The sequence below is a fragment of the Tenacibaculum sp. AWR4_210 genome (assembly GCF_056160945.1).
The window spans coordinates 382,228-401,608 of sequence record NZ_JBSWYF010000001.1 but is presented as its reverse complement, the minus strand read 5'-3'; the positions used below and the strand labels follow the sequence as shown (position 1 = coordinate 401,608).

20 protein-coding genes are annotated in these 19,381 nt (G+C 38.6%); 18 read left to right on the top strand and 2 right to left on the bottom strand.

Annotation, left to right across the window (positions count from 1 at the left end; translation table 11 throughout):
* Positions 1-18: 18 nt before the first annotated feature.
* Positions 19-498 (top strand): Lrp/AsnC family transcriptional regulator, encoded by a 480-nt coding sequence (locus ACXAG7_RS01745; protein ID WP_408043800.1) that lies wholly within the window; start codon positions 19-21, stop codon positions 496-498.
* A 175-nt stretch (positions 499-673) separates the two neighbouring features.
* Here ACXAG7_RS01745 and ACXAG7_RS01740 read toward each other — a convergent pair whose 3' ends face one another.
* Positions 674-1,378 (bottom strand): pseudouridine synthase, encoded by a 705-nt coding sequence (locus ACXAG7_RS01740; protein ID WP_476665747.1) that lies wholly within the window; start codon positions 1,376-1,378, stop codon positions 674-676.
* Positions 1,379-1,382: 4 nt separating this feature from the next.
* Complete coding sequence (locus ACXAG7_RS01735; RefSeq protein WP_476665746.1) at positions 1,383-2,588, bottom strand: multidrug effflux MFS transporter; 1,206 nt, start codon at positions 2,586-2,588, stop codon at positions 1,383-1,385.
* A gap of 192 nt (positions 2,589-2,780) precedes the next feature.
* Here ACXAG7_RS01735 and ACXAG7_RS01730 point away from each other — a divergent pair, with 192 nt between their 5' ends.
* From ACXAG7_RS01730 to ACXAG7_RS01650, 17 genes are all read left to right on the top strand, one after another.
* Complete coding sequence (locus ACXAG7_RS01730) at positions 2,781-3,296, top strand: RNA polymerase sigma factor (RefSeq protein WP_408043797.1); 516 nt, start codon at positions 2,781-2,783, stop codon at positions 3,294-3,296.
* Positions 3,297-3,339: 43 nt separating this feature from the next.
* On the top strand, positions 3,340-4,269 hold the full coding sequence (locus tag ACXAG7_RS01725) for a FecR family protein (protein ID WP_476665745.1): 930 nt from the start codon (positions 3,340-3,342) through the stop codon (positions 4,267-4,269).
* Positions 4,270-6,837 carry a TonB-dependent receptor gene (locus ACXAG7_RS01720; RefSeq protein WP_476665744.1) on the top strand — a complete coding sequence of 856 codons (2,568 nt, stop codon included), beginning with the start codon at positions 4,270-4,272 and terminating at the stop codon, positions 6,835-6,837.
* 49 nt (positions 6,838-6,886) lie between these two features.
* Positions 6,887-7,780, top strand: a complete 894-nt coding sequence (locus ACXAG7_RS01715) for a MerR family transcriptional regulator (RefSeq protein WP_476665743.1) — start codon at positions 6,887-6,889, stop codon at positions 7,778-7,780.
* A 97-nt stretch (positions 7,781-7,877) separates the two neighbouring features.
* Positions 7,878-9,350, top strand: a complete 1,473-nt coding sequence (locus ACXAG7_RS01710; RefSeq protein ID WP_476665742.1) for a phytoene desaturase family protein — start codon at positions 7,878-7,880, stop codon at positions 9,348-9,350.
* A 2-nt stretch (positions 9,351-9,352) separates the two neighbouring features.
* On the top strand, positions 9,353-10,195 hold the full coding sequence (locus ACXAG7_RS01705; protein WP_408043792.1) for a phytoene/squalene synthase family protein: 843 nt from the start codon (positions 9,353-9,355) through the stop codon (positions 10,193-10,195).
* The gene (locus ACXAG7_RS01700) at positions 10,195-10,629 is read left to right on the top strand and encodes a hypothetical protein (protein ID WP_408043791.1); all 435 of its coding nucleotides are present in this window, start codon (positions 10,195-10,197) and stop codon (positions 10,627-10,629) included. Before ACXAG7_RS01705 ends, ACXAG7_RS01700 begins: the two co-directional genes overlap by 1 nt.
* Entirely contained in the window at positions 10,626-11,081 is a 456-nt protein-coding gene (locus ACXAG7_RS01695; protein ID WP_408043790.1) for a sterol desaturase family protein, read from the top strand. The genes ACXAG7_RS01700 and ACXAG7_RS01695 overlap by 4 nt, the downstream gene beginning before the upstream one ends.
* Entirely contained in the window at positions 11,078-11,794 is a 717-nt protein-coding gene (locus ACXAG7_RS01690; RefSeq protein ID WP_476665741.1) for a lycopene cyclase domain-containing protein, read from the top strand. The genes ACXAG7_RS01695 and ACXAG7_RS01690 overlap by 4 nt, the downstream gene beginning before the upstream one ends.
* Complete coding sequence (locus ACXAG7_RS01685) at positions 11,766-12,245, top strand: TspO/MBR family protein (RefSeq protein WP_408043788.1); 480 nt, start codon at positions 11,766-11,768, stop codon at positions 12,243-12,245. Before ACXAG7_RS01690 ends, ACXAG7_RS01685 begins: the two co-directional genes overlap by 29 nt.
* Before the next feature lie 10 nt (positions 12,246-12,255).
* A complete protein-coding gene (locus tag ACXAG7_RS01680; protein ID WP_408043787.1) occupies positions 12,256-12,912 on the top strand; it encodes a TetR family transcriptional regulator C-terminal domain-containing protein in 657 nt (218 codons plus the stop codon).
* Positions 12,909-14,219 (top strand): ABC1 kinase family protein, encoded by a 1,311-nt coding sequence (locus ACXAG7_RS01675; protein ID WP_408043786.1) that lies wholly within the window; start codon positions 12,909-12,911, stop codon positions 14,217-14,219. The genes ACXAG7_RS01680 and ACXAG7_RS01675 overlap by 4 nt, the downstream gene beginning before the upstream one ends.
* Positions 14,220-14,846 (top strand): flavin reductase family protein, encoded by a 627-nt coding sequence (locus ACXAG7_RS01670; protein WP_408043785.1) that lies wholly within the window; start codon positions 14,220-14,222, stop codon positions 14,844-14,846. It begins immediately after the preceding gene.
* 10 nt (positions 14,847-14,856) lie between these two features.
* Positions 14,857-16,281: an SDR family oxidoreductase gene (locus tag ACXAG7_RS01665; protein WP_408043784.1), complete on the top strand. Its 1,425-nt coding sequence runs from the start codon at positions 14,857-14,859 to the stop codon at positions 16,279-16,281.
* Positions 16,282-16,284: 3 nt separating this feature from the next.
* Positions 16,285-16,434: a DUF2256 domain-containing protein gene (locus ACXAG7_RS01660; RefSeq protein WP_408043783.1), complete on the top strand. Its 150-nt coding sequence runs from the start codon at positions 16,285-16,287 to the stop codon at positions 16,432-16,434.
* The gene (locus ACXAG7_RS01655) at positions 16,404-17,702 is read left to right on the top strand and encodes a DASH family cryptochrome (RefSeq protein ID WP_476665740.1); all 1,299 of its coding nucleotides are present in this window, start codon (positions 16,404-16,406) and stop codon (positions 17,700-17,702) included. The genes ACXAG7_RS01660 and ACXAG7_RS01655 overlap by 31 nt, the downstream gene beginning before the upstream one ends.
* Positions 17,703-17,716: 14 nt before the next feature.
* Positions 17,717-19,246 carry a cryptochrome/photolyase family protein gene (locus ACXAG7_RS01650; protein WP_476665739.1) on the top strand — a complete coding sequence of 510 codons (1,530 nt, stop codon included), beginning with the start codon at positions 17,717-17,719 and terminating at the stop codon, positions 19,244-19,246.
* Positions 19,247-19,381 lie beyond the last annotated feature (135 nt).

Sequence of the window (19,381 nt, the reverse complement as noted above, 5' to 3'; positions counted from 1 at the left end):
TACTTGAATAAACACAAAATGAAAAAATTTGTACTCGATGAGATTGATCATCAAATCTTAGACATTTTAATTGAGAACGCTCGTACGCCGTTTACCGATATCGCCAAGAAACTTTTGGTTTCGGCTGGAACTATCCACGTACGTGTTAAAAAAATGGAAGATGAAGGAATTATTGAAGGGTCTACGCTTACGTTAAACTATGAGAAAATGGGATATTCTTTTATCGCTCATGTCGGAGTGTTTTTAGAGAAGACTTCCATGACTCAGCACGTATTGGACAATCTAAGATTAATTCCGAATGTTACTGTAGCTTATGTTACAGCAGGGAAATACAACATTTTCTGTAAAGTAAGAGCGAGAAGTACGAATGATGCAAAAGACATTATCTATAGAATTGATGATATCCACGGTGTAAATCGTACGGAAACAATGATTTCTTTGGAAGAAAGCATCAACGATAAAAAGCGTTTAATGCACGCTATTTTTAAGGAGATATAACACCTTATTTTTAATAATATGATAAAGGGCCGTAAATTAAATTTACGGCCCTTTTTTGCTTCTTAGCTACAGGTTAAAGTAGTGGGAAGTTAAGTAAAGCTATTGCAAATGCGTCTTTTTCAAGCAGGTGTTTTCCTAATAGCCCTGACCAAACGATCCCGTATAAGTAGGTTTGTTAAGATTGCAATTCACTCCAATCAAAATGCTTACCTATGCGTAACCAATCGTCAGGAAATGGCGCAGTGATCGCGATTTTTTCGTCGGTAAATGGGTGTTGGAAATGCAATTGATAGGCGTGTAAAAACAACTTGCTGCACTGAAATTGAGTTTCGAACATTTGGTTGTGATTGTTATCGCCGTATTTAGGATCCCCTATAAGTGGATAGCTTATTTTATTACAATGTATGCGCAATTGATGTAAGCGGCCTGTTTTAGGAAGTAATTTCACTAGGCTATAACGCGAGCTTGGATAGGGTTTTACAGGAATGTCCAACACGGTGGTATTGAGCAATTCTAGTTGCGTCTCGGCGTCTTTGTACACTTTAGCATCTCTACCTTTTACGGGACTGTCAATGGTTTTTTTAGCCGGGGCATGACCGCGTACAATACCGTAGTAAATTTTTTGAATAGCATGAGAGGTAAACAGCTGTTGAAAAGGAGCGACGTATTCATTACTCTTGGCAAAAACGACCACTCCTGAGGTCTTTCGGTCCAAGCGATGAATAGGATGACACTTGCTTTCAAAGTGTTCGTTTACCAATTGCACTAACGAGGTTTCGTCGGTGACATTACGTGAGTGATGGGCATGGTGGACCACTAGGTTGTTTGGTTTCGCAACGCATACGATGTACGCGTCTTCGTATAAGATATGTAAATCCAACTGATTAATTTTTATTTGTATCGTTCGTTTTTCCGTATAAAATGAGTCCTAAGGCCAGGATACCACAGCAAAAGAAGCCGATGAATAGCGGTAGGCTGGTTTCCTTGACAAAGCCTCCGATAAAGGTAGCAATTGGCACGGCCATAATGGTTGAGATAAAGCCGTTGTAGGCAGCTCCCACACCGGCAATATGTCCAATAGGTTGCATTGCAAGAGATCGCAAGTTCCCAAATAGGAAACCGATGGCAAAAAATTGAAGGACAAAAAAGGTTACGAGCACATAAATTGACGGGTTTGGAGTTTGATAAAACAATGCGATATAGGCTCCAGACACAGCGATAAATAGGATTGCAAAAAATCGCACCAATCGATACATTCCGTATTTCATAACCAATGTACCATTTAAAAAGGTGGCTAATCCAACCGAAATCGCGAGTCCAGCAAAAATAAACGGAAACTCCTCTTTCAATTGATATTGGTTCTCAAAAATTTGTTGTGAGGCACTTAGGTATACCATAAAAGCACCGGTGATTAATCCGGACACTAAGGTGAACACCCAAGCCTGACGTTGTTTGAAAAACTCTCGTAAACCATTGGTGAAGAGTTGTAGGCGCAAAGGGGTTTTATATTCCTCCTTGAGCGTTTCTGGTTGTCGTTTTGCTAACCATAGGATAACGAAGGCTCCAAAAAAAAGTTGACTGTAAAAAATAGCTTGCCAGCCGTACTGATCTAACAAAAGTTTCCCGATTGAGGGTGCCACCACCGGAACCAAAATGAAAATCACAACGACAAACGACATAATTTTAGCCATGTAATTCCCGCTAAATGTATCTCGAACCATGGCGATACTCAAGGTTCGCGGAGCTGATAAACCAACACCTTGAAAAATGCGTCCTACAATCATCCACTCCAAAGACTCTGAGTACACACAGAGGATACTGGCCAAGACGAAAACGATAAATCCTACGTAAATTACAGGTTTCCGGCCGACACTATCAGAGATGGGACCTGAAATTAATTGACCGACACCGAGACCCAGAAAAATCATGGTAATCAATAGTTGTAAGTCTTGGTTATCAGTTACGTGTATGCTTGTGCCAATAGGGCTAAGAGCGGGTAGCAATGCGTCAATAGAGAGCGCGACAAGTGACATTAAAGAAGCCATTAAAGTAATGAATTCTATATGTGAAGTGTTCGAAGATTTTTGCATCTCGCAAAAATACAATATCTTTAAGAAAGCACCTTGTTAAAAGACGCTAATGTACGTTAAAGAAGAAGGTGCTATTAGAAGTAAGAAGGGTGAGTGGAGAACTAATAGCACCGTTTTAATTAATTTTACTATTAAACAATTAAAATCTAAATAACCCTACCATTTTTTTTAAAAAATGTTATGTTTGTTGCGATGGAAACAAAAAAAACTATTTGCAAACCAAAAGTATTCAATGAAGTTTACGAGGAACATTCCAAATCCTTGTATAATTTTATGTACTACAAATGCGGTGATCGCGATTTAGCAGAAGACATGGTCCAAGAATCATTTGTCAAGCTATGGGAGAACTGTGCGAAGGTGTTTTTTTCGAAAGCGAAGTCTTTTCTGTTCACGGTGGCGAATAATATGTTCTTAAATCACGTGGCGCATAAAAAGATAGTACTTAAGCACGCTTCAGAAGGTCAAAAAAACTACACTCACGAAACCCCTGAGTACCTCATTGAAGAACAGGAATTTTTAAAAAAATTAAAAGGCGCGATTGCGGACTTACCTGACAAACAACGAGAGGTCTTTTTGTTGAATAGAATAGACAAAAAGAAATATAAGGAAATCGCAGAAATGCTAGGGATTTCAGTAAAAGCTGTCGAAAAGAGGATGTCTTTGGCGCTAAAGTCGCTTCGGGCGAAAATTGGTAGTAATTTTAAGTAGGGTACACAGAAGTTTATTTGTTATACAATTAGAAAAGCAGGAAATGAATAAAAATATAGATGAAAATTTTTTAACGCGATGGTTAAAAGATGAACTAACAGAAAATGAGCTAGAGGACTTTAAGCAGACTTCTGATTATTTTTTGTATACGAAAATCATGGAGGTCTCTTCAGGATTTGAAGAACCTGATTTTGCTAAAGAAAAGGTATATGAAAATATAGAATCAGAAGTTGAACAAAAGTCTGCACAGGCCGCTAAGCCTTCCAAGAAATCGAAGGTAATAGCATTGAACTGGGTATATGGAGCCGTGGCTGCCGTATTGTTATTATTGAGCGTATTCTATATGAATAGCGGATCAGAAGGTATTGAAACTAAGGTAGGAGAGCAGTTAGCGCTACAGCTTCCTGACCAGTCTGAAGTTGTGTTAAATGCCAATTCAAGTTTGTCATTTGACGAGGATAGCTGGGCAGAAAAACGCTTGTTAAAGTTGCGTGGTGAAGCCTATTTTAAGGTAGAAAAAGGAGCTACGTTCACCGTTGAAACCAAGCTTGGAAAAGTTCAAGTACTCGGAACACAATTTAACGTTCGTTCTTATAACGATTATATTGAGGTTCAGTGTTTTGAAGGAAAAGTAAGTGTAAAAACTCAGAATGAGGAGAATATTCTTACTCGAGGAAAGGCATTGAGGGTATTTCCAGGAGCCGAAGCCGAGTTTTGGGACGTGATTGACCAAGAACCTAAGTGGAAAAAAGGAGAGACTACATTTAGAAGTATTTCTCTAAAATACGTGGTGTTAGCCATTGAAAATCAGTACGATATTAAAATTGATGTGGGTGGGGTAGACCTGAAACAAAAGTTTACAGGAAGCTTTACGCACGCAAATTTAAAGATTGCTTTAAAAACTGTCTTTGAACCTATGAAAATTGGAGTTATATTTACCAATTCTAAGACAGTTACCTTGGTGAAGCAATAAATGAATAGAAGAGTACGTGTTTTATTACTAATTACCGGTTTAATTTGTGTTCAGTGTCTGTTTGCTCAGAAAAACACTCAAAACCAGGAAATAATCCCCTTAAGAGAGTTGTTGTCGGCTTTGGAGTTAAAGCACGACGTGAAGTTCTCTTATAGTGACGTACTCGTAAATCAAAAGTTTTGTGCAGGGAATTACCAGCAACAAGAATTAGCGAGTACTCTTAAAAAACTCAGCTTAGAGTCGAACCTATTATTTGAAGTATTAGATGCACGCTATATTATTGTATCTGAAAAACCAAAAATAGTAGGTGAGGTGTGTGGCTTTGTGTACGATGCGCTTACCAAAGCACCAGTGCAAGGAGCGAATGTTTTTCCGTTTACCAAAAATACTGGTGTAAGTACGCGTTCTAACGGATTTTTCAGATTGTCAAATATGGAAAACGAATCGCATTTAGAGGTTAGTTTTGTAGGATATGAATCAAAGTTAATCCAGCTAAGTGCACTCAAGGAGGGTTGTTTAGAAATTGAGCTCAGGCCTCAAAATACCTTACTAGACGAAGTCTTGATAACGGACTATATGGTCGGGGGAATTGATAAAAAATCGGATGGCGCTATTGTGATTTCTCCCAAAAGATTAGGGACCGTTGCCGGACTAACAGAGCCAGATGTTTTGCAAAGTGCTCAATTACTTCCTGGAATCAGTAGTCCGAATGAAACAGCATCGGGCTTGTATATTCGAGGAGGGACTCCAGAGCAAAACCTCATTTTATTCGACGGGATAAAAATGTACAACTCGTCACATTTCTTTGGAATGCTTTCAGCATTCAATCCTTACATCATTAACAAAGTCAAAATATACAAAAGTGGTACGAGTTCGGAATACGGAAATCACACCTCGGGAGTTATCGATATTGAAACCTCTAAAGATATCCCCACTCGGGTGCAAGGAGGTTTTGGGGTTAATATGACACATTTCGACGCTTTTTTAAATATACCAATAAGCAAAAAAGTAGGATTGGCGATTTCAGGAAGACGTTCGTTTACCGACGTGTTTAAAACCTCGACCTTTTCAAGGTTGTCAAAAAAGGTATTTCAGAATACTATTATCTCGCGTAATGAAGAAGCGGCATTGGATGATTTTGAAAATAAAAATAATTTCTACTTTGCCGATATTAACTCAAAACTAACGCTCCAGGCGAGCCCCAAAGATCTCTTGGTCTTTAATCATCTTTTGGTCAGAAATAAATTAGGGTATTTGTTTCAAACCAAAACAACCGATAGGTATATGACTAAAGACGATTTGAAAATCGAAAATTCCGGTTTTAGATTGCAGTGGGAGCGCAATTGGAGTGAGCGCACACGTCAAAAAACGAGTCTGTATTCCTCAAACTACGATTTCTCTTACAAATACAACGGCCGTTTTAACTACAGTCAGGCATTTACCCAAGCAGCAACCAAAACCAATGTGATTGACGATATTGGCTTTAAAACAGCTATCGAACACGATTTTGGGAAGTACAATTCTATTTTAACGGGGTATGAGTTTGTAAATAATGATGTTCGTTACTTGATAAGCAGAGAAAATAGTGCCAATAGTTTTAAATACACCATTCAAGATCGAAACATTAATAATACCCATGCTTTGTTTTTTAACTATGGGTTTAATAGAAATGCAAAAACGATATTGAATGTAGGAATGAGAGCGAATTACTTTTCATTTGTTGACAAGATGTATTTTGCTCCACGATTGTATTTGCAACAAGAGGTGTTGCCAAATTTGTCCTTAAAAACATCCTACGAATACAAGCAACAAAACATCGGTCAGCTCATTGAAAATCACACCTCTGATTTCGGATTGGAAGACCAGGTTTGGTTGTTGGTGAATGGTAAAGAACTTCCGGTATTGAGGAATAGTCAATACACTTTGGGGCTGATTTACAAAAACAAAGGAACCATCTTTGATATCGATTTTTTCAGAAAAGACAGTAAAGGGATTGCTTCGACCATCGGACCTCCAGGAAATACTATTAACCTAATAGGAACCGGATCTGTAGACGGCGTAGACGTGTTGTTAAAGCAAACCTTTGGGAACTACAGCTCTTGGATGAACTACAGCTATAGTAAATCGCGACAATTATTTGATAATTTTAACCGCGGGAATGCTTTTCCTAGTAATTTCGATGTTACCAATAGTTTTTTATGGGCGCATAACTTACAACTAGGAGATTTCAGTTTTTCACTGGCATGGATGCTCAGAACAGGAACGCCTTATACGCCTTTAGTAGGTATCGGAAAAGACGGTACATTGTTTTTGGGTGAAATCAACTCACAGCGTTTGCCGCGCTACCACAAATTAGATTTTTCAACGAGTTATTCGTTCAATTTTGACAGCAATAAACGCTGGCAAGGAAAAATAGGTCTGTCGCTGCTTAATGTGTACAATAAAACGAATATTTTAAGTAGAAAGTACAGTTCTGTTATTCTAAATGGAAATTATGTAGAACAGCGAATTGACAATCTATCCTTAGGATTTACTCCCAATCTCGTACTGAGGATCTTCATAAAATAGCGTTGTTTAAAAATATTCCGTATATTTGTTTAAATAAAATTAAAAAAAGTTGAACAATATTAAGACGGTTTTTACCATTAAGGACCTGGAGAACATTTCTGGGATCAAGGCGCACACCATACGGATATGGGAAAAGCGCTACAAACTTTTTGAGCCCAAAAGAACCGCTACTAATATAAGGTATTATTCTTCAGAGAGCTTGCTAAAGCTCTTAAACGTAGCGCTTTTAAACAAGCATAACCACAAAATTTCAAAGATAGCAGACATGTCGGAGGACCAAATTAAGGTGACTGCACGTGAATTGTCTTTTAAATTAGCTGTCGAGGATGAAGCCATCAATGCTTTTAAAGTATCGATGTTTCAGTTCGATAAAGTGCTGTTTAATAATACCTACAATAAACTACTGCACAAAAAGACGTTTCGACAGATTTTTAAAGAGGTGTTTATTCCTTTTTTAGAGCACATAGGGCTGCTCTGGCAAACGGATACCTTGCTTCCTGCTCATGAGCATTTTATTTCCAATCTCATCATCCAGAAAATTCAATTGAATACGGAGAAGTTAGAATATACTACTGGTGATTCTGATCAGACCTACGTATTGTTTTTACCCGATGGTGAAATTCACGAAATAGGTCTGCTGTATTTAAATTATGAATTAGCACTGAGAGGGTTTCACACGGTATACCTCGGACAGAGTTTGCCTTTAGATAACCTAAATTACTTTTTTGACAGTCAGCGCAGTATCACTTTTGTTGCCTCAATGACGGTAAAACCTTATGATGACAAGATTGATGATTATTTTAAGGAAATAGATTTGGTTTTAAAAGAAACAAATCATAAATTTATTGGAGTAGGGGTGAAAGCCATTACCATGAATAACAAGAGCTTCGAATCGGATATTGCTGTATATCCATCCGTTATTAAATTCTTAGAAGAAATTTAATTGATTTATTTTGTTTAGAGTTTTATAATAAAATTTTAACAAAATTATATACATGATTCATCGTATCATCACATTTTTTGTTTAACTTTGTTGTAGTATGATTAAACAAAATAAATCAATAGCAATTATAGGGTCAGGATTTTCATCGCTGTCAGCTGCTAGTTATCTGGCCAAAGCTGGATACGAGGTGACGGTATATGAGAAGAATGCAACCCTAGGAGGACGTGCTCGACAGTACGTAAAAGACGGTTTTACTTTTGACATTGGTCCCACTTGGTACTGGATGCCAGATGTTTTTGAGAAGTTTTTTGCCGATTTCGGAAAGAAACCAAGTGATTACTACCAGTTGGAAAAGTTGTCGCCTGCTTACGAGGTGTATTTCGGTAAAGGAGACAGCATCGTTATACCGGACAATTTCAAGGAAATTTGTGAAGTTTTTGAAACTGTTGAGCCTGGAAGTTCAAAGCCGTTGATGAAGTTTATGAATTCGGCAAGAGACAACTACGAAATTGCCGTAAATAAAATGGTGTACAAGCCAGGCGTTTCTCCGTTAGAGTTGGTGAGTAGCGAAACCGTGGTTCGTGTCAATCAGTTTTTTTCAACCATACGCAAGCAGGTGCGCAAAAAAATTCGCAACCACAAGCTGATAAAAATTCTTGAATTTCCAGTGCTATTTTTAGGAGCTAAGCCAAGCAATACTCCGAGTTTTTATAATTTTATGAATTATGCAGATTTTGAGTTAGGCACCTGGCATCCGAAAGGTGGTATGTACGAGGTGGTAAAAGCCATGGTGGCTCTGGCGGAATCACAGGGAGTGAATTTTGTGACGAACGCTGCTGTGGAAGAACTGGTATTGTCGGATAAAGCGACGGTAGGAGGTGTTAAGATCAACGGAAAACACATTGAGGCTGATTTGGTACTTAGTGGCGCTGATTATCATCACACAGAAACCCTACTGCCAAATAAACTGCGTCAGTATTCAGAGAAATATTGGTCGAACAGAACCTTTGCGCCGAGTTCCTTGTTGTTTTATGTGGGGTTTGATAAGAAACTAAAGAATGTAAAGCATCATACGCTTTTCTTCGATACGGATTTTGATACCCATGCAAAAACCATATACGATGTGCCAAGTTGGCCAAAAGAACCTTTATTTTACGCTAGTTTTCCTTCGATTACGGATGCCTCTTTTGCACCGGATGGAAAAGAAGCTGGAACGTTTTTGATTCCTTTAGCACCGGGAATTGAAGATACACCTGAACTGCGTGAACACTATTTCAAATTGATCATGAAGAGGCTAGAAGACCTCACGGAACAAGAGGTGATGTCGTCCGTGATTTTCAAAGAGAGCTTTTGTGTAAATGATTTTGTAAGAGATTACAATTCGTACAAAGGAAATGCGTACGGATTGGCGAATATATTGACCCAAACTGCTTTTTTAAGACCTAAATTAAAGAGTAAAAAGGTGGAGAACCTGTACTTCACTGGACAGCTAACCGTGCCAGGACCAGGAGTACCGCCCTCGTTAATATCTGGAAAAGTAGTATCTGATTTAATCCTCAAAAACGCTTAATTATGAAAGAATTATTTGATCAAGTATCGTTTCAGTGTAGTAAACTCGTGACCAAGAAGTACAGCACTTCGTTTTCTTTAGCAACCAGAATGCTTGCACCGGAAATTCGCGTAGCCATCTATAATATTTACGGATTTGTGCGTTTTGCAGACGAGATTGTAGATTCGTTTCACGACTATGACAAGGAAGCACTCATGGAACAATTTGAAAAGAACTACTACCTCGGAAAACATCAAGGAATTAGTTTGAATCCCATCTTAAATGCTTTCATCGATACTGTTGAAAAATACAATATTGACGATTCTATGATTCAGGCGTTTCTCAAAAGTATGAAAGCTGATTTGTACAAAACGGATTATACCACTCAGGAGGAGTATAAAGAGTATATATACGGATCTGCAGATGTTGTTGGATTAATGTGTTTAAAGGTGTTTGTAAACGGTAACCAAGCCAAATTTGAAGAGTTAAAAGGAGCTGCCATGCGTTTGGGTTCGGCCTTTCAAAAGGTGAATTTTTTAAGAGATTTAAAAGAAGATGTGGAGCAGTTAAACCGTTCGTACTTCCCGAATGTTAACCTGCGCGCTTTAGACAACCGCTCCAAAGCACTCATCATTAAAGAAATAGAAGAGGATTTTGACTATGCATACCACCACGGGGTACTTAAATTACCTGTGGAAGCCAAATTTGGGGTATATATCGCTTACCGATACTACAAGCGCTTACTTAAAAAGTTAAACTCGGTTCCTTCTGAAGAGATTATGGATACTAGAATACGAATTTCGAATGGGCTAAAAATCAGTTTACTCATGCGTGGTTATGCTCGTTATAAATTGAATTTACTTTAATGAAAATATTCTTGGCCTTACTGCTGTTTTTACAGGTTCAAACTGGTGAAAAAAGCGTTGTAAAAGCGTTCCACGAAGCGGTTGATCGAAAGATGGAAACCACTTTTATCAAACAGTATAGAAATTCAAAAAGTCCAACGGTTCTAGGGTATGTGTATTCCTTGGAAATGAAACAGGCGAAGTACAAATTTTTTCCTTGGTCCAAACTAGCTGTTTTCAAGAAAGCCAAAAGGAAATTAGAGTCGTTGATTGCAAAAAATCCTGAAAATGTACACCTCAGATACATACGTTTGGTCATACAAGAACAGACGCCTGCTATCTTAAATTACAAAGACAAAATTTCTGCAGATAAATCTTTTTTATTGCGTAAATTAGAGGAAAAAGATAGCAGTGATTATCTAGATTATTATATTAAAAAGAATACCTCATTATGATATTATTTACCGCCGTTGCTCTCGGCACTTTTATACTAATGGAAGGAATTACATGGTGCACCCACAAATACGTCATGCACGGTTTTGGTTGGTACCTGCACGAAGATCACCATCAGCCGGGCTACCCGCACGTATTTGAAAAAAACGATGCCTTTTTTGTGGTTTTCGCTGTTCCTAGTATGACCTTGTTCTACTTTGGAATTCGCCCGGAACTGAATTACCTGTTTTTTATTGGACTCGGTATTTTGATGTACGGAATCGCTTACTTTTTGATTCATGATGTGTTAATACACAGGCGATTTAATTGGTTTAAAAATACCCAAAACAGGTATTTACGCGGCTTGAGAAAAGCCCATAAAATTCATCATAAACATTTAGGGAAACACGATGGAGAGTGTTTTGGGATGCTAGTGGTACCTTTAAAATATTTTAAAAAACCAACCTGGAAATGAGTCATTATTTGTACCTCATATTAGACCTCGGAAGCCTGAGCATACCTTTGCTTTACAGTATTTTTGAAAAAGACTTTCACTTTATCAAATACCTAAAGCCAATCGTGTTTAGCATTTTATTAGTGGCTGCTCCGTTTCTGATTTGGGATGCTGCTTTTACGCTTATGGGCGTTTGGGGTTTTAATGCTACCTATCACTTACCGATCAAGTTTATCGGTATGCCGGTTGAAGAATGGTTGTTTTTCATTTGTATTCCTTATGCCTGTTTATTTACCCATGAGGTATTACAGTTTTACCTGCCAAAGCTTCAATTAGAACGTACCTTTACTCTTTTACTAGGGGTATTGTTGTTATTGATTATCGCCTTGTTATTGGTTTTCTCCATAGGCAAGTGGTATACTTCGGTAAATTTCGTCTTTTTTATTCTTTTACTTTCGTATGGCTTACGAAAGGAATTGGAGCTTTTAAGACGTTATTTTATAAGTTTTGCGGTGATTTTGTTACCCTTCTTTTTGATTAACGGGATTTTGACAGGTAGTTTTATAGAAGAGCCCGTTGTTTGGTACAACAACAGTGAAAATTTAGGTGTGCGTTTGTTTACGATTCCTGTAGAGGACGTTTTTTACGCCTTTAATATGTTGTTCTCAGTACAGTTATTGTTTAATTATTTTAAAAATCAACGAAATGGCAATAGCCAAAAAATCAGTGCGTAATTTTCTCGTCTTCCTGAGCTGTAATTTTTTAGCCCTTTACGTCGGCGTACAGTTGATGAACGACGGTCCGAGAACCGCTTGGTACGCTGCTTTAAATAAAGCACCGTGGTCACCTCCGAATTGGATGTTCGGGGTAGCCTGGTCGTCAATAATGCTGTTGTTCGCGTTTTATATGACGCGCTTAGTAAAGAATACATCGGAGGCAATGCGCAGTGTGCTTGGAATTTATGCGCTACAATGGTTGCTAAATGTAGGATGGAATTGGTTTTTCTTTAATCAACATCAAACAAAACTTGGATTGGTAGTGATCGTTTCACTTTGCTTGCTGATTTTGATGATGATGTTTGGATATCGAAAAAAAATGGCATGGAATTCATTGATGATACTTCCCTATGCAATATGGATGGTGTTGGCAACGAGTTTGAATGCATATATAGTGTTTAACAATTAAAAAAGGTGTTATGGCTGCAAAAAAACAAGTAAATGCAGATAAATTAATAGGCTGGTACATGGATGAAGTACTCAGTGATGAGCGTTCAAAAACCGTATATGCCTTTAGTAAAAAATACAACTTTGAAGAACAAGAGTTTTATAGTTACTTCAACAGTTTTGATGGATTGGAAAAAGCGATATTCGCAGTGTTTTGTTCAAAAACAGTATCGCTTTTGATGAAGAATGATGCCTATGTGTCGTACGATGCTAAAGGTAAATTATTGAGTTTTTATTATACGTTTTTCGAATTGCTAACAGCAAATCGTTCGTATGTATATCACAGTTTAAAGGAAAATTCGAATATGCTGGCGTCTTTGAGTTTGTTGACGAAGCTTAAAGAGGAGTTTACTACCTATGTAAAAACAGAAGTGTATACTGAGGGGTTTGATTTTAAGAACAAAACCGCGAACAAGTTGCGCGATAAAGGCGTGGAAGAGGCCGCTTGGCTGCATTTGCTCTTTACCTTGAAGTTTTGGTTAGAAGATAGCTCTCCTAATTTTGAAAAAACGGATCTTTTTATCGAAAAATCAGTAAAAGCCAGCTTTGATATTCGCGATACGACTCCGCTGGAAAGCGTATTTGACTTTGCAAAATTTTTGTGGAAAGAAAAAGTACCGAGCTCATGAAAAGTATAGATAATATCCCAACGTCAAAAATAGAGCGTGCTTCCAAATTGATAACGACAGGAATTAAAGTCGGAGTGAATTATGCGAAGTACTACGGAGAAAAAATCGTCAAATCAGAGGAGGAGGCGAAAGAGAATCTGAATCAAGCAAATGCTACGGATATTTACGACGGTTTGAAAACACTGAAAGGTTCGGCTTTAAAAGTTGCTCAAATGCTGAGTATGGAGAAAAATATTTTGCCGAGAGCCTACGTGGAGAAGTTTTCATTATCGCAATTTTCTGTACCGCCATTATCGGCACCTTTAGTCGTAAAGTCGTTTAAGAAGTATTTCAAAAAATCACCGCAAGAAGTTTTCGATACGTTTACAGCGGAATCTGTGAATGCAGCAAGTATCGGTCAAGTACACAAGGCGGAGAAAGACGGTAAAAAACTAGCCGTAAAAATTCAGTATCCAGGAGTAGCTGAGAGTATTTCAACAGATTTAGCCATGGTGAAGCCCATTGCTATGAAAATGTTTAACATTCGTGGTGAAGGAAGTGATGCCTATTTCAAAGAAGTAGAAGATAAGCTTTTGGAAGAAACCAATTACGAGTTGGAGTTAAAGCAAAGTGTTGAAATTGCCGAGCGTTGTGCCGCTATCCCGAACATAAAATTCCCGAGTTATTATTCTGAATTTTCGTCTGAGCGCATTTTAACGATGGACTGGATGGAAGGAGAACATTTGTCAGAGTATATCACCCGCGATAATAAGCAAGAAGATTTGAATAAAGTAGGGCAGGCATTGTGGGATTTTTACATGTATCAAATGCACATATTGAAAAAGGTTCATGCCGACCCGCATCCTGGGAACTTTCTAGTCTCTTCAAACCACGAGCTCACCGTCATTGATTTCGGTTGTATGAAAGAGGTTCCTGAATCTTTTTACGTGCCGTATTTTGAACTTGCAGAAAAGAAAAATATCGAGGATCCGGAATTCTTTGAGAGTAAACTCTACGAGTTGGAAATTTTAAGACCGGAGGATACTCCAGAGGAAAAAGTATTTTTTAAAGCCTTATTTCATGAAATGCTTTCGCTGTTTACACAGCCATTTCACGTGGAAGAATTCGATTTTTCCGATGCGGATTTCTTTGGGAGAATTGCCGATTTAGGTCAGAAATATGCCCAGAGTACGGAGTTGAAAAAGATGAATGGAAACAGAGGTTCAAAGCATTTTATCTATATCAACAGAACTTTCTTTGGCTTGTACAACCTCATGCACGATTTAAAGGCAAAAGGAGTCAAGATTAATAATTTTAAGAATTTGTAAATGTATATTACAAGAACGGAAATAGACCAGTTGGAGCACTTGTATAAGATAAATTTAATCAATAGTGTTTCTGGGTATAAAGCAGCCAATTTAATTGGGACTAAAAATCGGGAAGGACTTAGTAATGTAGCAGTCTTCAGTTCTGTAGTGCATTATGGTTCAGCACCGCCGATACTCGGGTTTGTGCTACGTCCAACAACGGTAAGACGAAATACCTATGACAATATCAAGGCAACCGGATATTTTACCATCAATCACATTTATAACCAAGTTTTGGAAGATGCCCATCATACATCGGCGAAGTATCCGGCCGATATTTCAGAGTTCGACCAAACATCGTTAGAAGAGGAGTATTTAAATGATTTTTACGCTCCTTTTGTAAAAGGATCACCGGTCCAAATCGGAATGAAATATTTAGAGGAATACGAAATTAAAGCCAATGGAACCATCTTGGTTTTAGGAGAAATATTGGATTTGCACATCAAAGACGCATTGGTAGGTCAGGATGGTTTTGTAGATTTAGCTAAAGGAGAAACAGCCGTGATCAACGGCTTGGATTCCTATCTAGTACCTACGAGCCCGACGAGATTTTCTTACCAACGTCCTAAAAAAGAAATACAACAGTAAAAATGAGGATATGAAAGTTCTAATCACAGGTACCACAGGTTATATCGCAAAACGTTTAATACCAAAATTATTACGTGAAGGTCATGAGCTGTGGTGCTGTGTGCGGGATTTTTCGAGAATTCCAGAAGATCTTGTCGATAAAGCGGGAATTGAGTTTTTAAAAGTGGATTTTTTAGCTATCGAAGAAGTGCAGTTTCCTGCGGATATTGATGCAGCGTACTATTTGATTCATTCCATGGCATCGAGTGCGGTTGATTTTGAACAGATGGAACAAACCTGTGCCGTGAATTTTAAAAAACTGTTAGAGCCGACTAACTGTAAACAGGTAATTTACTTGAGTGGTATTGTAAATGATACGAGCCTGTCAAAGCATTTAAAATCCCGTTTGGGAGTGGAGCACAATTTAGCTTCAAAAGAGTATCAACTCACGGTATTTCGCGCGGGAATTATAGTAGGTAGTGGAAGTGCTTCCTTTGAAATTATTCGAGATCTCGTGGAAAAGCTTCCGGTAATGGTAGCGCCAAGATGGTTAAATACCCGAACACAACCCATCGCGATCAGAGATGTGTTGAGTTATTTGTCACAAGCCTTAGGAAATACTGCACTTTACGGAAAATCTTATGATATTTACGGCCCGGAAATTATGACCTACAAACAGATGTTATTGCAGTTTGCAAGCGTCCGTGGGCTTAAAAGATACATCCTAACCTTGCCGGTGTTAACACCTAAGTTATCGTCGTATTGGCTGTATTTCGTAACCTCTACCTCGTATAAATTGGCAATTTCTTTGGTCGACAGTATGAAGGTAGAAGTAATAGGAAAGTCTTCTGATTTGAATGAACACATACCAATTACTCCCATTTCTTATCGCGAGGCGGTGGAAAAAGCCTTTGTGAAAATCAGACAAAATTCCATCATTTCTAGCTGGAAAGACGCTTTGAGTAGTGGGGTATTAGCCACACCACTGTCTGAACATATCGATGTACCACATTACGGTTGCTTTAAAGACGTCCGTAAACTTCCGATTTCAGACGAAGAAGGAACGCTAAACAAAATTTGGAAACTCGGTGGTGCCAATGGTTGGTATCGATTTAATGGCCTGTGGAGAATTCGCGGTTATATAGACAAGCTGGTTGGAGGAGTAGGGTTGCGTCGTGGGCGCAGGCATGCTACGGAAATAGAGGCAGGTGACGCTCTTGATTTTTGGCGAGTACTCTATGCTAATAAAGAAGAAAAGCGCATGTTGCTGTTTGCAGAAATGAAATTGCCCGGTGAAGCCTGGCTAGAATTTAAAATTGTAAAAGGAAATTTATACCAACGAGCGGTATTTAGGCCCAAAGGGGTTTGGGGACGACTCTATTGGTTTAGTGTGCTGCCTTTTCATGGTTTTGTATTTAGTGGTATGATAAAGGCGTTGGCAACAAAAGATAGGTAAGCTATGAGAGGGGTGAAAAAACAACATCTTCCCAAAAAAGTTTGTGAGTCCTGTGGATTGGAATTCACCTGGAGAAAAAAATGGGAGCGCGATTGGGACGCCGTTAAATACTGCAGTAAAAGATGCAAAACGACAAAAAAAGAATTCAAATAATTTGGTTCCGTAAAGACTTGCGTTTGGGTGATAATGATTTGCTACAAGCAGCAATGCAAAAGAAGTTACCCTGTGTTGCCGTGTTTTATTGGCCTTCGCATTGGTTAGAAACCAATACGTTAGGGCTGTCAAAAATGGGCGGTCACCGAAAACGTTTTTTAGCAGAATCGCTGGCCTGTTTACGAACGCAATTAGAAACCTACAATATTCCGTTACTCGTGACGGATGCTCCAGAGGATTTGAGCAGTACTTTGGCAGCCAAATACGAGGTCGAAAACCTTTGGTACCATGAGGACACGACCTTTGAAGAAGCGCAAGAAGCACAACAAGTATTGAGCTTTTGGACTAATGAGACCAAAATATGGCCCTTGTCAAGAAAAGGTTTATTCTTGAAGGCGGATTGTGATAGGCTCATAAAAAAACAAGAATTTTCATTCAGTGCCTTTCGGAAAAAAGTAGAGAAATACCTGGTAGTTAGAGCTACAGATCATTATTCATTGACAGTGCAAGAGCCTCTGAATCTGGAAGGCTTAAACGGTGTATTAAGGGAAGAAGAGTTCCTAGAAACTACGAGTACTATTCCTGATGACACGGCTTTTCCGTTCCGCGGAGGAGAGCTTAGTGCCCTTGACAGACTGCATGGATATTTCTTTGAAAATCACCATGTGAAAACCTATAAGCAAACGAGAAACGGGTTACTTGGAACTGAATACAGTACGAAATTTTCTCCTTGGTTGGCATTCGGTAATATTTCCGCAGCAACTATTGTGGAGACTCTGAAAAAATACGAACGTGAATACGGAGCAAACGATTCTACCTATTGGGTGTATTTCGAATTGCTTTGGCGTGAGTATTTTAAAGTGCTTGCAGAGAAAAATGGAACGACATTTTTTCAAAAATACGGGTTTCGAACATCTAAACAGTCATTCCCAAAGGCTTCTAAAGAAATTTTCCAACTGTGGATAGAAGGTAAGACGGAGGACGAATTTGTCAATGCAAACATGAACGAATTGCGTTCTACGGGATGGATGAGCAATCGAGGGCGACAAAATGTAGCGTCGTATTGGATACACGATTTACAGGGAGATTGGCGCTGGGGAGCAGCGTATTTTGAAATGCAACTCATAGACTACGATGTGCATTCAAATTACGGAAATTGGCAGTACATAGCTGGAATTGGAATTGATGGTAAACCCAAACATTTTGACGTTCAACAGCAAGCGTCCTACTACGATAAAAACGGCGAGTTCAGAGCTCGCTGGAGTTAAACAGATATTATTTCATGAATACATTACGATTGATCTTGGGTGATCAACTTAACAAGAAGCACTCTTGGTATAAGTGCGTGGACAAAGAAGTAACCTTTGCCATGTTTGAAGTGCAAGAAGAACTCACGTATACGAAACACCACATACAAAAAGTTGTTGGCTTTTTTGCAGCTATGCGAGCATTCGCAGCTTGTCTGGAAGCCGAAGGACATCGCGTGGTGTATTATCGCATTGGTGATCTTAGAAACAAGCAGTCGATTACGATGAATCTTCAACAGCTCATCGATACCGAAAGTTTTGATAGGTTTGAATATCAAGAACCAGATGAATGGCGTGTTGAGCAGTATCTACAAGAGTGGAGTGCTGACCTCAACATGGAGGTTAAGGCAGTGGGTACTGAACACTTTTTGACCACCAGAAGTGAATTGTCTCATTTCTTTGAGGGAAAAAAGCAGTTTTTGATGGAGAACTTTTACCGATACATGCGCAAGAAGCACAGTATTTTGATGACTGGAAAGCAACCGGAAGGAGGCAAGTGGAATTACGATAAAAACAATCGTAAAAAATGGAAGCAGCAAACCCTTATTCCGATCCAATTCGAGGCTGTAACAGATGTAAGTGCTTTATTGGAAGAGTTAGAACAGTCAGGAGCTTTATTTTTTGGAAAGGTAGACCCAAATCGTTTTACCTACCCAGTAAATAGATCGGATGCTATGGCACAGCTGCATTATTTTATAGACCATTTGCTGGTGTTCTTTGGAGATTATCAAGATGCAATGCACGACCAAGAATTGGTGTTGTATCATTCTAAAATTTCCTTTGCATTGAATATAAAACTAATAGATCCGCTAGAGGTATTACAAGAGGTGGAACGAGCCTACCGAGAGAATGATGCGGTAAGTATTGAACAAGCTGAGGGCTTTATACGTCAAATATTGGGATGGCGAGAATATATGAGAGGAATGTATTGGCTTCAAATGCCTGCGATGGAAAGTAGTAATTATTTCGAACACAGGAATTCGCTTCCTACGGCTTACTGGACCGGAAAAACCCGAATGAACTGCCTAAAACACTGTGTTAACAATTCGTTAGACACGGCTTATGCACATCACATACAGCGATTAATGGTTTTAGGAAATATTGCATTGCTGTTACAAGTAGCACCACAAGAAGTCGACGATTGGTTTTTAGGTATCTATATCGATGCAGTACAATGGGTGCAATTGCCCAATACACGAGGGATGAGTCAGTTCGCTGATGGAGGAAATATTGCTACCAAACCCTATATAAGTAGCGCCAATTACGTCGATAAGATGAGTAATTACTGTCAGGGATGCTCGTATGATAAAAAAACTAAAATCGAGGAAAACTCCTGTCCTTTGAACAGCTTGTATTGGGATTTTCTCATAACGCATGACAAAAAACTAAGAGTAAATAGGAGAATGAGTATGATGTACCGTTTACTCGATAAAATGGATTCTGAGCAACGGCAAAAGATCAGTGCAAGAGCGAGCTACCTTCGCGCTCATACAGCAGAAATTTAGCTCTGAATATTTTGTTTAATCATATCTTTGTATTGTTAAACAAAATTTGTATCTTTGAGTAACATTGAAATTTAGAGAGAACAAATTTCAATATTTTTTTGACTTTTTTCAGTTTGTTTAACTGATTTGAGAAAA